The organism is Nonomuraea sp. NPDC050310 (genome assembly GCF_040655795.1).
Classification (GTDB): domain Bacteria; phylum Actinomycetota; class Actinomycetes; order Streptosporangiales; family Streptosporangiaceae; genus Nonomuraea.
This window is the reverse complement of record NZ_JBFAKP010000004.1, coordinates 391,076-404,404: the sequence shown is the minus strand read 5'-3', so window position 1 is coordinate 404,404 and position 13,329 is coordinate 391,076. Positions and strand designations below refer to the sequence as shown.

Genomic DNA, 13,329 nt, shown 5'->3' with positions numbered 1-13,329 from the left:
GCCGGCCCGGGGCGGGTCCGCAGATCAGCCGAGCGCCTCGCTGAGGTCGGCCAGCAGGTCGTCGATCGTCTCGATGCCGACCGACAGGCGGACCAGGTCGTTCGGCACCTCCAGCGGCGAGCCCGCCGCCGAGGCGTGCGTCATCCGGCCGGGGTGCTCGATCAGCGACTCGACGCCGCCGAGCGACTCGCCCAGCGTGAACAGCTTGGTGCGGTTGCAGATCTCGACCGCCTCGGCCTCCCCGCCGGTCACCCGGAAGGACACCATGCCGCCGAAGCGCTTCATCTGCTTGGCGGCGACCTCGTGCCCCGGGTGCTCGGGCAGGCCCGGATAGAGCACCTGGCTCACCTTCGGGTGCGCCAGCAGCAGGTCGACCACGCGCTCGGCGTTGTCGCTGTGCCGGTCCATCCGCACGCCGAGCGTCTTGAGGCCGCGCAGCGTCAGGAACGAGTCGAACGGGCCGGCGACGCCGCCCATCGCGTTCTGGTGGTAGGCCAGCTTCTCGCCGAGCTCGGCCGAGTTGGTGACCAGCGCGCCGCCGACGACGTCGGAGTGGCCGCCGATGTACTTGGTCGTCGAGTGCACGACGACGTCCGCGCCCAGGTCCAGCGGCCGCTGCAGGTACGGCGAGGCGAAGGTGTTGTCCACCACGAGCAGCGCCCCGGCCTCGTGCGCCAGCTCGGCCAGCGCGGCGATGTCGGAGATGCCGAGCAGCGGGTTGGTCGGCGTCTCGACCCAGATCAGCTTGGTCTTCGGCGTCATCGCGGCGGCCACCGCGTCCAGGTCGCCCAGCGGGACCGGGTCGTAGTGCAGGCCCCACGGCTCGTTCACCTTCGCGAACAGCCGGTAGGTGCCGCCGTAGGCGTCGTTCGGGATCACGACGTGGTCCTGCGGGCGGCACAGCGCGCGCAGGACGGTGTCCTCGGCGGCCAGGCCGGAGGCGAAGGCCATGCCCTTCACGCCGCCCTCGACCGCGGCCAGCGCCTCCTCCAGCGCGGTGCGGGTCGGGTTGGCCGACCTGCTGTACTCGTATCCGGACCGCAGGCCGCCCACGCCGTCCTGCTTGTAGGTGGACGTCGCGTAGATGGGCGGCACGACCGCGCCGGTCAGCGGGTCGGGCTCCTGCCCGGCGTGGATAGCCAGCGTCTCGAAACCGTTGCTCATGCCCTCACGCTATCCCGGATCCGCCCCTGGCCTCCCCGCCCCGCCCCACGGCACGAGCCCGCGCTTCGCGTGTCGCCCGGCATGCCTTCGGGTGTCGCCCCGCATGGCACGAGCCCGTGCCTCCGGGTCCCCCGACCCGGCCCGCACGGGCTCGCCACCTGCCTGATCCCTCAGGCCGCCTTCGTCCCCCGCCCCGCAGGACGCTGCGGCAGCGGAACCACCTCGCCACCGATCTTGGGCGCGTTGATGTGCCGGCCGCTCGACCCCTCGGCAGGCTCCCCGTTGATCCGCGAGAGCAGCACCGGGTCGGCCAGCGCCAACAGCACCGCGACCACCATTCCGAGGCCCAGCATCGCGAACCCGATGACCACCATGTCCTCATCCCCTTTCCGACCTCTTCAGCATCGCCCGGCCACCCCCGCCCCGGCCTCCGCTGAAGGACCGGTCCTGACCCTGGCGGGTCGGCCGAACGGTTGATATGGGCAGTCAGACTTCCGGCTTAGGCTCTGGTGACGTGGGGGATTCCAAACGCTTCGTCTACTGGGCGCAACGGCTCAGCGAGATCGCCATGATCGGCTGGCTCAGCCTGATGCTCCTGGTCGACCTGGCGGTCGCCGTGGGCGTGGAAGGCGTGCAGTGGCTGGTGCCGATCTGCGGCGTGACCGGCCTGGTCGCGCTCATCCTGCGCCGCCGCTACCGCATCCAGGGCTACTGCGCCCTGCTGGCCATGTCGCTGGGCACCTCGGCCCTCATCGCGCTGACCAACACCCCGGGCGTGCCCGGCACCGCCGAGAGCGGCGCGCTGCTCCTGCTGACGATCGGCATCCTGCGGCACGTCACGCCCATGCGCCACGCCGTCCTGCTCTCCTTCGTCGCCCTCATCGTGCTCATGGCCGAAGGCGTCGGCCGCGACTCCAACGCCAACTCCTCGGGACTGGCCTTCTCGTTCGTGCTGTTCGTCGGCTGGTCGATGGCCGAAGGCGTGGGCCTGTACATCCGCATCCAGCAGGACCGCCGGACCGAGGCCCTCTCCACCGTACGGCGAGCCGAACGGCTGGAGCTGGCCCGGGAACTCCACGACCTGGTCGCGCACCACATCACCGGCATCGTCGTCCAGGCCCAGGCCGCCCGTACCGTCGCCGAGCTCAAGCCCGAGGCTGTGGTGCCCGCGCTCGACGCCATCGCCAACGCCGGAGCGGACGCGCTCACCTCCATGCGGCGGCTGGTCGGGGTGTTGCGTGCCGACGACGAGGCCGCCCGCCGGCCCGGCACCTCCCTCGCCGACCTGCGGGTTCTGGCCGACAACTTCGCCGCCAACGGGCCGCAGGTGGCTTTGGAGATCGGGCAGGGGTTGTCCAACGGGTCCTTGCCGCCTGAGGTGATGAACACGGTGTACCGGGTGTTGCAGGAGGCGCTCACCAACATCCGCAAACATGCTCCCGGGACCGGGTGGATCGAGGCCGACCTTCGGCTTGTCGGCGGGGCCGAGGCTGTGGCGGTGCTTCTTCCGCCTGGGCCGGGGGTTCGGTTGCGGGTGCGGAACTACAGCTCCTCGGCCGACCCTCGGATCAAGCGGTTGGGGGGTGGGTTCGGGCTGGTCGGGATGGCTGAGCGGGTCGAGGCTCTGGACGGGCGGTTGTGGGCGGGGCCAACGGCTGAGGGGGCTTGGGAGGTTGTCGCGGAGTTCCCCCTCCGGGGGTGAGGCTGGGCCCTGTTCGCCTCGCCGTACCCTCCCGCCCACCGCCCAGGACCGCGGGCCTCCTCGCCGCATCGGCGGGGTGGTCAGACGGCTGACCACCGCCCAGGATCACCACCCACCGCGGGCCTTCCCGCCGCATCGGTGGGGTAGTCAGACAGCGGACCACCGCCCAGGATCACCACCCACCGCGGGCCTTCCCGCCGCATCGGTGGGGTAGTCAGACGGCTGACCACCGCCCAGGATCACCACCCACCGCGGGCCTTCCCGCCGCATCGGTGGAGGGAGGGGCGGGCCGCCGTAACGGACGCCCCGCCGTACACCCGCCCTCCCACCACGCGCAGGCTCCCACCCAACAGCCCTTTTCCCAGCCCTGTTGCCTGGCCGTCCACCGGACTGCCCGTTCGCCTGGCTGCCCGCCCACCTGCGGACCCCACCTACCTGCGGGGCGCCCGCCCACCCGCCTAACCCCCGCGCATCTATGCGGCGGGAGGACAAGGCGGCGGGAGGTGATCCTGTACGGCGGGGCGGCCGGGGCGGTCCTCGGGAGAAGTGCGGTGGAACGGACGGGGCGGCTGTCCAAAAGGCCGGGGGCCACTCACCCACCCCCGAAAGACGGGAGGAAAGTTGAGTGGCCCGGAAAGAAGAGCGACTAAGCCACGCAAAGGGTCAGCGACTCGCGAGGAAGGCCAGGAGGTCCTGCCGGGTGATGACCCCACTCGGCTTGCCATCGTCCAGGACGACGGCAGCGTCAGCCTTCTCCAAAGCCTCCACCGCACGAGCCACAGGCTCCCCCGCGCCGATGGTGGGCAGCGGCTGGGACATGTGGTCGGCGATGAGGGCGTCGGCCACGAGCCGCCCCCGGTAGAGGGCGTCGAGCAGGTCACGCTCGACGACGGCCCCGACGACCTCGGCGGCCATGACGGGCGGCTCCTCCTTCATGACCGGCAACTGCGACACCGAGTACTCGCGCATGATCGAGATGGCGTACCCCACGGTCTCGTGCGGGTGGACGTGCACGAACTCGGGCAGCCCCGACCCCTTGCGCGCCAGGACGTCCCCCACGAGCCCCTCGTCGGAGGAGGTGGTGAGGAAGCCGTAGTCGGCCATCCAGTCGTCGTTGAAGATCTTCGACAGGTACCCGCGCCCGCCGTCCGGCAGGAGCACGACCACCACGTCGTCGGGCCCGGAGCGGGCGGCGACCTGGAGGGCGGCGACGGTGGCCATGCCGCAGGAGCCGCCGACGAGCAGCGCCTCCTCACGGGCCAGCCTGCGGGTCATGTTGAAGGAGTCCTTGTCGGACACCGCGATGATCTCGTCGCAGATCTCGGTGTCGTAGGTGGCCGGCCAGATGTCCTCGCCGACGCCTTCGACCAGGTAGGGACGGCCGGTGCCGCCGGAGTAGACCGACCCGACCGGGTCAGCACCGATGATCTTCACGCGCCCGTCGCTGACCTCCTTGAGGTAGCGCCCGGTGCCGCTGATGGTGCCGCCGGTGCCGACGCCCGCGACGAAGTGGGTGATGCGGCCCTCGGTCTGCTCCCAGATCTCCGGCCCGGTCGAGTGGTAGTGCGACTCGGGGTTCTGCTGGTTGGAGTACTGGTCGGGCTTCCAGGCGTTCGGGATCTCCTGCGCCAGCCGGTCGGAGACGGAGTAGTAGGAGTCGGGGTGGTCGGGCGAGACGGCCGTGGGGCAGACCACGACCTCGGCGCCGTAGGCGCGGAGCACCGCCACCTTGTCCTGGGCGACCTTGTCGGGCACCACGAAGACGCACCGGTAGCCCTTCTGCTGGGCCACGATGGCCAGGCCGACGCCGGTGTTGCCCGAGGTGGGCTCGACGATGACGCCGCCGGGGCGCAGGGCGCCGGACTGTTCGGCCGCCTCGATCATCCGGACCGCGATGCGGTCCTTCACCGACCCGCCGGGGTTGAAGTATTCGACCTTGGCGAGCACCTGAGCGGGCAGTCCCGCGGAGACCTTGTGCAACCGGACGAGCGGGGTGTTGCCCATGAGCTCGACCAGGGAATCGTAAACGCGCACCGAGGTGTTCACCTTCTTTTGCCGCTTGCTCGGTCCGAGTCCGATTGGGTGGCCGGAGCTCGGTTAGTTTCCTTTCAAACGCTACCGTCGCGGAGCAGCAGGGGGCGAAGACCCACGAGGTCTTGGGGGGGACGGACGACGAATGATCTGGACTCCAGGCGTGGCGCGCACGGCGCGCAGGATCGCGGCGGCGGCCGCTGTGGGCGGGGGCGGCCTGACCGCGCTGGGGGTGACCGCGTACGGGCTGCTGCTGGCCGAGGGCATGGTCGCCCGGCGGGTGATCGGCCGGCCGCACGGCATGGAGGGCCCGCCTGCCGACGGACTCTACGGCGACTTTCCCGGCGAACCGATCAAGCTGGTGATGTTGGGCGATTCCACCTCGGTCGGTCTCGGCATGACCGACCCGGCACGGACGCCGGGCGTCCTGCTGGCCAACGGGCTGGCCGCGGTCGCCGAACGTCCGGTACGGCTGCGCGTGGTCGGCAAGTCGGGAGCCGCCTCGGTGGACCTGCGCGGCCAGGTGGACCGGGCGCTGAAGGAGGAGCACGACATCGCGGTGATCTTCGTGGGGGCGAACGACGTCACCACGCAGACGCCGCCGGCGACAGCCGTACGCCATCTGGCCAAGGCGGTGCGGCGGCTGCGGGAGGCCGGCGCGGAGGTCGTCGTCGGAACCTGTCCCGACCTGGGCAGCATCCGCCCGATCGCGCAGCCGCTGCGCTGGGTGACGCGGCGCTGGAGCCGGCAACTGGCCGCCGCGCAGACGGTCGCGGTGGTCGAGGCGGGCGGCCGGACGGTGGCCTTCGCCGACCTGCTCGGCCCGGAATTCCTGACGAACCCCCACGAAATGTTCGGACCCGACCGTTTCCACCCAAGTGACCGAGGCTACGCGCAGGCCGCTTACGCGGTGCTACCGTCTGTATGCGCTGCGTTGGAGTTGTGGCCCGAGCCTCGACCCGCCCGTGGCGAAGGACTGCAACCGATTTACCTTGCGGCGGCGACCGCCGCGGAGAAGCCGGGCACCGAAGTCAGCGCGACCCGCGTCGAAGGCCGTGCGACGGGTCCCTACGGCAGGTGGGTGACGATGCTGCGCCGTCGTCCCTGATTCTCCGCGCCGGAGCCGTCAACCCCCCTAGGAGTGGATTGACCGTGTTCCGTGCGACACCGGCCGCCAACCTCAGCATTGCACTCGCCGGAATGCTAGCCCTGGCCGCCTGCTCCGGCAGCGACGCCGCCACCGCGGAGTTCCCCGTCTGGCACAACACCCAGGTCAACGCGGTGAGCCGGATGGCCACCGGCGGCGGCGTCGTGGCCACGACCTCGATGAAGCCCGACGGCGCCCTGGAGACCGTCACGCTCGACCAGGTCAACGGCAAGAAGTTGTGGGCGGCGCCGACCACGATGGCCGGTCGGCTGCCGGGCATGGGCGTCTCCGCGCCGGCCGTCGTCGAGACCGGCCAGGACCAGGCGGTGATCGCCTCGCTCGACCCGATCAAGAAGGGGCGCTGGAACGCGGCGCTGACCGCCCGCGACGCGCGCACCGGCAAGCAGAAGTGGACCCGGCCGGTGCACTCCACCTTCGGGCCGCAGCGCTGCGGGCCGTACCTCTGCCTGTCGGAGCACACCGCGCTCAAGACCGCCCGGGTGGTCGTGCTCGACCCGAACACCGGCAAGACGATGTGGTCGCTGCCCGGCATCGCCGAGGTCGAGTGGTCCGACCAGGCGCGCGTGCTGCTGCTGCGGCTGGCCGCCAACCCGATGATCGAGTCCTACGACCTCAAGACCGGCAAGATCCAGTGGCAGCAGCCGATCGCGCAGGCCCTCGGCCCGGGGATCGACATGTCCGGCGGCTGGGCCTTCGGCGCGACCGGCGACAACCTGGTCGGCTACGTGGCCCCGTACACCAACCCGCGCACCCGCAAGACCTCCACCTTCGGCCTGTTCTCGCTGAAGATCGCCGACGGGTCGATCAACTGGATGCGGCCCTCGGTGGTCCGCGTCTACCCGAGCGGCAACCCGGGCTACGCGCCCATCGTGCGGCCGGTCGACCAGCAGGGGCAGTACGGCGGCTTCGCCCGGCTGGAGGCCGACAGCGGCCGGGTGGCCGGGCAGATCACCGCCGGGCAGGTGCCCGGTTCCGGCTGGTGGCTGGCGTTCCCCGACACCATGGACCGGCTCGGCTTCCTCAAGCACAACACCAAGGGCACCAACTTCGACCTGGCCACGGGCAAGGAGCTGCCGGTCGAGGAGCAGCGCGGCTGGTCCTTCTGCGTCACCGACCCCAAGCCGCTGCCGCTGCGCCAGCAGATGCCCGGCTTCTACTCGGTCGCCTCGGTCTGCCAGTACGACCTGTCCACCGGCAAGCGCGCCGGCGCGGCCGACGCCGCGCCGCCGTCGTGGTTCACCGGCAGCCAGAACGGCTGGCGGCTGTGGCGCGACGAGAAGGGCGCCGTCCACGGGCTCAACGACGGCACGCCCACCACTCCCGGCATGTACGGCTGAGCCCGCCCCACCGCGAAGGCCGGACGGTTGTCACCCGTCCGGCCTTTCGCTTTTTCCGCTAACAGTACAAAATTCTGTTCTACCCACCCCCGGGTCCCAGCGACCGGGCTACCAGACGGTAACCTCGCGAATGGAGCCCAGAAAGAGGAGAACCCCATGCCCGAGGCAGTAATCGTCGCAACCGCACGTTCGCCTATCGGCCGTGCGTTCAAGGGGTCGTTGGCGAGCATCCGCCCCGACGACCTGACCGTCCAGATGATCCAGGCAGCGCTGGCCAAGGTTCCCCAGCTCGACCCCACGACGATCGACGACCTGATGCTCGGCTGCGGCCTGCCCGGCGGCGAGCAGGGCTTCAACATGGCCCGCGTCGTCTCGGTGATGCTCGGCCTGGACACCGTCCCCGGCACCACGATCACCCGGTACTGCTCCTCCTCGCTGCAGACCACCCGGATGGCCTTCCACGCCATCAAGGCCGGCGAGGGCGACGTGTTCATCTCCGCCGGCGTCGAGACCGTCTCCCGGTTCGCCAAGGGCAACTCCGACTCGCTGCCCGACACCATGAACCCGCTGTTCGACCAGGCCCGCGAGCGGACCAAGACCTTCGCCGGAGGCGGCCAGACCTGGCACGACCCGCGCGAGGACGGCACGGTCCCCGACATCTACGTCGCCATGGGTCAGACCGCCGAGAACCTCGCCCAGCTCAAGGGCGTCTCCCGCCAGGAGCAGGACGAGTTCGGGGTGCGCTCCCAGAACCTCGCCGAGAAGGCGCTCGCCGACGGCTTCTGGCAGAAGGACATCACCCCCGTCACGCTCCCCGACGGCACCGTGGTCAGCAAGGACGACGGCCCCCGCGCCGGCACCACCTATGAGGCGGTCTCCCAGCTCAAGCCGGTCTTCCGCCCCGACGGCACGGTGACCGCGGGCAACTGCTGCCCGCTCAACGACGGCGCCGCCGCGGTCATCGTGATGAGCGACACCAAGGCCGCCGAGCTCGGCATCACGCCGCTGGCCCGCATCGTCTCCACCGGCGTCACCGGCCTGTCCCCCGAGATCATGGGCCTCGGCCCGGTCGAGGCCTCCCGGCAGGCGCTCGCCCGCGCCGGCATGGCCATCGACGACGTGGACCTCGTCGAGATCAACGAGGCCTTCGCCGCCCAGGTCATCCCCAGCTACCAGGACCTCGGCATCGAGCTCGACCGGCTCAACGTCAACGGCGGCGCCATCGCCGTCGGCCACCCGTTCGGCATGACCGGCGCCCGGATCACCTCCACGCTGATCAACAGCCTCCAGCACCACGACAAGTCGATCGGTCTGGAGACCATGTGCGTCGGCGGCGGCCAGGGCATGGCCATGCTCCTGGAGCGCCTGAGCTGACCTGCTCCGGAGTACGGCAGGCCCGGTCGCCCCAGGCGGCCGGGCCTGTTGTCCGGATCAGCCGTGCCGGTCGGGGCCGGCCTTGGTCAGCTTCACCCGGATGACGACCCGGCGCTCGCGTTCCATGGCCGCGCGGTAGTCGTCCCAGTCCTCGTGCTCGCCGGAGATGCCCCGGTAGTAGTTCTCCAGGTGCTCCATCGCCTCGGGCAGCCTGATCACCTCGGCGGTGCCCTCGATCTGCGCCCAGGTCCCGAAGAAGCCGTCGCTGAGCACGCAGAGCGCGACCTCGGGGGTGCGCAGGACGTTGCGGCACTTGGCCGCGGTCTCGCGCGTGCTGATCACCGCGTAGCCCTCGGCGTCGAGGCCGACGAGCACGGGAGACATCTGGGGCCCGCCGTCGGCCCTGGTGGTGAGCAGGACGGCGCGGTGGTGGTCGCGCAGGAAGTCGCGCGCGGTAGCCAGTTCCATCCCTACATGATCGCGCGCCCGGACCGGCGAGGCCGGCACGGGCGCGGAGGGACGACGATGAGGTTCTAGATGAATCCCATCCGGGTACGGCGGTGGCGCTCGTGCTCGAGGACGATCGCCGCGGCGTAGCCGTGGGTCAGACCGTGCTCGTCGGCCAGCCAGTTGGCCCGCTCGTCACAGCGGAGGAACGATGGGCCGTTGTCGATGGCTTGAAACCACTCTGGGAGTTCGCGTCCCGTGATGGTCGGGACCCTTGCGATCAGCTTCGTCTGCGTCTCCGGTGAGTGGTTCAAGGACATGGGCACCTCCACGGATTGGCTTCTTTGCTCGACACTGCAATACCCGCACCAGAAAGGCAACCCCCCAGGCGGCAGCGTTTGGTTGCCGGGGCGTTGCGGTGAGCGAAACGCGCAGCGAGATCCGGGGGAACAAAACAGCCCCCGCCGCAGGTCGACGGGGGCTGTGGTGCTGCTGGGTCAGTCGCTGCTGGAGAAGAAGCTCACCAGGCGAAGAATCTCGAGGTAGATCCAGACCAGGCTCAGCGTGAGCCCGAAGGCGCACTGCCAGGCGAACTTGGCCGGCGCCCCGCCCTGCACCGCACGCTCGATGTCGTTGAAGTCGAGCAGCAGGAAGAAGCAGCCGAGCAGGATCATCGCGAGGCTGAAGGCCACGCCGAGGAAGCCGAACTCGCGAAGCCCCAGGCCGCCGGGGATGAAGATCCCGGCCACCAGGTTGATCAGCATCAGGCCGAGGGCGCCGATGGACGCCGCGATCACGAAGCGGACGAACTTCGGCGTGACACGGACGATCCTCAGGGCGTAGACGGTCAGCGTGCCCGCGAAGGCGAGCACCGTGCCGATCACCGCCTGCAGGACCACGCCGTAGAAGGTGTCCTCGAAGCTACGGCTGATCGCACCGACGAAGACGCCGTAGAACAGCGCGTAGCCGAGGATCAGCGCCGGGTTGGTGCTCTGCTTGAACGAGGCGATCAGGCCGAGGACCACGCCGACGAGCGCCGCGACGGCGGCGACGCCGACCGGCACCTTGAGCACCCATGACGCGGCGGCGGCGACGACCAGCGTGCCCAGCGTGAGGAAGCTCTTGACCACGACGTCGTCGAGGGTCATCGTCCGGTACGCGGGCGGCGCCGGGGCCTGGTAGGCAGGCTGGTCGTACATGCCGTGCAACTGGTCAGGGGTGGGGGGCGGTCCGGCCCATCCGCCCTGCGGGTGGGTGTACTGGGACCGGCTGAAGACCGGGTTCTTGCTTTCCATCGCTGCCTCCACGCTGCGACCTGTGCGATCACCTTAAGGGACGGGCCCCGCAGGGGTCACTCACGTTTGGATCCGAGTTCAATCGAGACTGTTCAACGAGCGGCTCCGCCGCTGAGTTCCCACCCTAAATGCGGACAAAAGTAATGATTGTCCAATTACGAGGGCATGCCAGTGCCCCCGGCGGGAGTCGAACCCGCACGTCAACCCTTTTAAGGGGTTTGCCTCTGCCATTGGGCTACGGGGGCGCGGCAATCATACGATTCGGACCATGCTTCCGAGGAGCACAACTTGGCATCAGCCGTCACAGATGTCAGATGTGCGGTGAGTGGTCCGGGTTCGGGGTGAAAGCCGAAGGTTTTGAATGGCATCAGCATCGATCCTGACGCGCTTCCGTGACCATGGCAACCGCCTTTGCGGCAAACGACCGCGCCCCGGTGTGCCGTAGCACACCGGGGCGCGAGCCGGGCCGGAACCTAGCTGTTCACCGCCGCGCGGAAACCGTCGCGGGGGTGCTCGATCTCGCCGAGCGAGATGGTCTCGCGCTTGAACAGCAGCGCGAGGGTCCAGTCCACGACCACGCGGACCTTGCGGTTGAGGGTGGGCACCCGCGACAGGTGGTAGGTCCGGTGCATGAACCACGCCGGGAAGCCGCGGAGCTTGACGCCGTAGACGTTGGCCACGCCCTTGTGCAGGCCGAGGCCGGCGACCGAGCCGACGTACTTGTGGCGGTACTCCTTCAGCGCCTGGCCGCGCAGGTGCCGCACGATGTTGTCGGCCAGGACCTTCGCCTGCCGTACGGCGTGCTGGGCGTTGGGCGCGCAGTACTCGCCGGGGGCGGTGACGTCGGGCACGCCGGCGATGTCGCCGGCGGCGAAGGCGTCCGGGGTGTCCTCGACGTTGAGGCGGGTGGTGGTGCGGATGCGGCCGCGCTCGTCCACCGGCAGGTCGGTGGCGTTGACGACCTGGCTGGGCTTGACGCCGGCGGTCCAGACGAGGGTCTCGGCGTCGAAGGCGGTGCCGTCCGACAGCTCGATGCGGCCGCCCACCGCCGACAGCAGCCGGGTCTCCATCCGCACGTCGATGCCGCGCTCGCGCAACTGCTCCAGGGTCCAGCGGCCCATCTCGGGGCCGACCTCGGGGAGGATGCGGTTGCTGGCCTCGACCAGCACCCAGTGGATGTCCTTCGCGCTGATGTTGCGGTAGTACCGCGTCGCGTCCTTGGCCATGTCCTCCAGCTCGGCCAGGGCCTCGACCCCGGCGAAGCCGGCGCCGACCACGACGAAGGTGAGCGCCCGGCGGCGCAGCTCCGCGTCCTCGGTCGACTCGGCCACGTCCAGCAGGTGCAGGACGCGGTTGCGCAGGGCGATCGCCTCGGCGACCGACTTGAAGCCGATGCCGACGTCGGTCAGGCCCGGGATGGGCAGGGTCCGCGAGATCGAGCCCGCGGCCATGACGATGACGTCGTAGCCGAGCTCGATCGACTCGCCCTCGGCGGGCTGGAAGGTGGCCGTCTTGCCGGCGTGGTTCACCTTGGTGACCAGGCCGTTGAGGATGCGGACCTTCGGCAGCAGGCGGCGCAGGGGCGCGACCATGTGCCGCGGCGAGACGTTGCCCGCCGCCGCCTCCGGCAGGAACGGCTGGTAGGTCATGTAGGACTGCGGGTCGATGACCGTGAGTCGGACGCTGCCGCTCTTCAGCTCCTTGCCGAGCTTGCGCTGCAGACCCAGCGCCGTGTAGAGGCCGACGTACCCGCCACCGACGATCAAGATGTCCTTCACCCTGACCCACTCCTTAAGTGGAAGCTTGTGAAAGCATTCACAAGCGTAAACCACGAAGGGTGTTTCGTGCATTCCCCTGCCTACGTGTGCCTCGTCACACCTCTGCGGCGCGGCGGAAGATCTGGTCCAGCATCGGGGCGGTGACCCGGCCGGTGAAGGTGTTCTGCTGGCTGGGGTGGTAGCAGCCGATCAGCTTCACGGCTGCCTCGCCGTACCGCAGGTCGACCTCCTCGCCGTGCCCGAAGGGCGGGCGGGCCTTGGGCAGGGCGTAGCCCGCCTCGCGCAACGCGGGCCAGAGCGCCTGCCAGGCGAAGCCGCCCAGCGCGACGATCACCCGCGTCGAGCCGGCCACCAGCTCCACCTCGCGCACCAGCCACGGGAAGCAGGCCGCGCGCTCCTCCGGCAGCGGCTTGTTGGCCGGTGGCGCGCAGCGCACCGAGGCGAGCATGCGGGCGCCGAGCAGTTCCTGGCCGTCCCCGGCGTAGGTGCTGGTCTCCTGGGCCGCCCAGCCGGTGCGGTGCAACGAGGCGAACAGCCAGTCGCCGCTGCGGTCACCGGTGAAGATGCGCCCCGTTCTGTTCCCGCCGTGCGCCGCCGGGGCCAGGCCGACGATCAGCAGTCGCGGCTCCTCCGACCCCCACCCGGCGATCGGCCGCCCCCAGTACGTCTCCTCCGCGAAGGCCCGCCGCTTGACCGTGGCCACCTCCTCGCGCCAGGCCACCAGCCGCGGGCACGCCCGGCACACCGACTGCCGGGCTGTGAGCTCCCCGAGCGTACGGCAGGCGCCCGCCAGCTCGGCGACCTCCGCCGGGTCGTGCGCGACAGGGGTCTCGGGAGTGGCCGGGTCGTCGGGCCAGCCGCTGCCGGGCGGTACGAAACTCATGCCCCCGATGGTGCCGCACCCGCCCGCCGGTTCCGGAGCGCGGCGCGACGTTCGGCCTCAGGCCGCGGTGAGCGCGGGAGGGTGGCCCTGCTCGTCCGCGCCCGGGAACGGGCCGCTACGTGCGTTCTGGGCGCTTCTGCGGGCAAAAGA

At 70.4% G+C, this 13,329-nt stretch carries 12 protein-coding genes and 1 tRNA gene; 4 read left to right on the top strand and 9 right to left on the bottom strand.

Annotated features, from left to right (window positions below; all coding sequences use genetic code 11):
* Positions 1–24 precede the first annotated feature (24 nt).
* Complete coding sequence (locus tag AB0I67_RS15025) at positions 25–1,164, bottom strand: cystathionine gamma-synthase (RefSeq protein WP_357923269.1); 1,140 nt, start codon at positions 1,162–1,164, stop codon at positions 25–27.
* Between the two features lie 170 nt (positions 1,165–1,334).
* A complete protein-coding gene (locus AB0I67_RS15020) occupies positions 1,335–1,538 on the bottom strand; it encodes a hypothetical protein (protein ID WP_357923267.1) in 204 nt (67 codons plus the stop codon).
* A gap of 140 nt (positions 1,539–1,678) precedes the next feature.
* On the opposite strand from AB0I67_RS15020, the gene AB0I67_RS15015 reads away from it, so the two are divergent.
* Entirely contained in the window at positions 1,679–2,866 is a 1,188-nt protein-coding gene (locus tag AB0I67_RS15015) for a histidine kinase (RefSeq protein WP_357923265.1), read from the top strand.
* 663 nt (positions 2,867–3,529) lie between these two features.
* Here the strand turns inward: AB0I67_RS15015 and AB0I67_RS15010 are convergent.
* On the bottom strand, positions 3,530–4,900 hold the full coding sequence (locus tag AB0I67_RS15010) for a cystathionine beta-synthase (protein WP_357923263.1): 1,371 nt from the start codon (positions 4,898–4,900) through the stop codon (positions 3,530–3,532).
* 142 nt (positions 4,901–5,042) lie between these two features.
* Here AB0I67_RS15010 and AB0I67_RS15005 point away from each other — a divergent pair, with 142 nt between their 5' ends.
* The 3 genes from AB0I67_RS15005 to AB0I67_RS14995 all read left to right on the top strand — a co-directional run bounded on the left by AB0I67_RS15005 (position 5,043) and on the right by AB0I67_RS14995 (position 8,776).
* A complete protein-coding gene (locus tag AB0I67_RS15005) occupies positions 5,043–6,005 on the top strand; it encodes an SGNH/GDSL hydrolase family protein (protein WP_357923261.1) in 963 nt (320 codons plus the stop codon).
* A 44-nt stretch (positions 6,006–6,049) separates the two neighbouring features.
* A complete protein-coding gene (locus tag AB0I67_RS15000) occupies positions 6,050–7,402 on the top strand; it encodes a PQQ-binding-like beta-propeller repeat protein (RefSeq protein WP_357923259.1) in 1,353 nt (450 codons plus the stop codon).
* A 156-nt stretch (positions 7,403–7,558) separates the two neighbouring features.
* Positions 7,559–8,776 (top strand): acetyl-CoA C-acetyltransferase, encoded by a 1,218-nt coding sequence (locus tag AB0I67_RS14995; RefSeq protein ID WP_357923258.1) that lies wholly within the window; start codon positions 7,559–7,561, stop codon positions 8,774–8,776.
* Between the two features lie 57 nt (positions 8,777–8,833).
* Here AB0I67_RS14995 and AB0I67_RS14990 read toward each other — a convergent pair whose 3' ends face one another.
* The 6 genes from AB0I67_RS14990 to AB0I67_RS14965 all read right to left on the bottom strand — a co-directional run bounded on the left by AB0I67_RS14990 (position 8,834) and on the right by AB0I67_RS14965 (position 13,179).
* Positions 8,834–9,244: a PPOX class F420-dependent oxidoreductase gene (locus AB0I67_RS14990; protein ID WP_357923256.1), complete on the bottom strand. Its 411-nt coding sequence runs from the start codon at positions 9,242–9,244 to the stop codon at positions 8,834–8,836.
* Positions 9,245–9,309: 65 nt separating this feature from the next.
* A complete protein-coding gene (locus tag AB0I67_RS14985) occupies positions 9,310–9,543 on the bottom strand; it encodes a DUF4287 domain-containing protein (protein ID WP_357923329.1) in 234 nt (77 codons plus the stop codon).
* A 177-nt stretch (positions 9,544–9,720) separates the two neighbouring features.
* The gene (locus AB0I67_RS14980; protein WP_357923255.1) at positions 9,721–10,518 is read right to left on the bottom strand and encodes a Bax inhibitor-1/YccA family protein; all 798 of its coding nucleotides are present in this window, start codon (positions 10,516–10,518) and stop codon (positions 9,721–9,723) included.
* A gap of 172 nt (positions 10,519–10,690) precedes the next feature.
* Positions 10,691–10,763, bottom strand: a tRNA-Leu gene (locus AB0I67_RS14975).
* 228 nt (positions 10,764–10,991) lie between these two features.
* On the bottom strand, positions 10,992–12,296 hold the full coding sequence (locus AB0I67_RS14970; RefSeq protein WP_357923253.1) for an NAD(P)/FAD-dependent oxidoreductase: 1,305 nt from the start codon (positions 12,294–12,296) through the stop codon (positions 10,992–10,994).
* Between the two features lie 94 nt (positions 12,297–12,390).
* Complete coding sequence (locus AB0I67_RS14965) at positions 12,391–13,179, bottom strand: uracil-DNA glycosylase (RefSeq protein ID WP_357923251.1); 789 nt, start codon at positions 13,177–13,179, stop codon at positions 12,391–12,393.
* Positions 13,180–13,329: the final 150 nt, after the last annotated feature.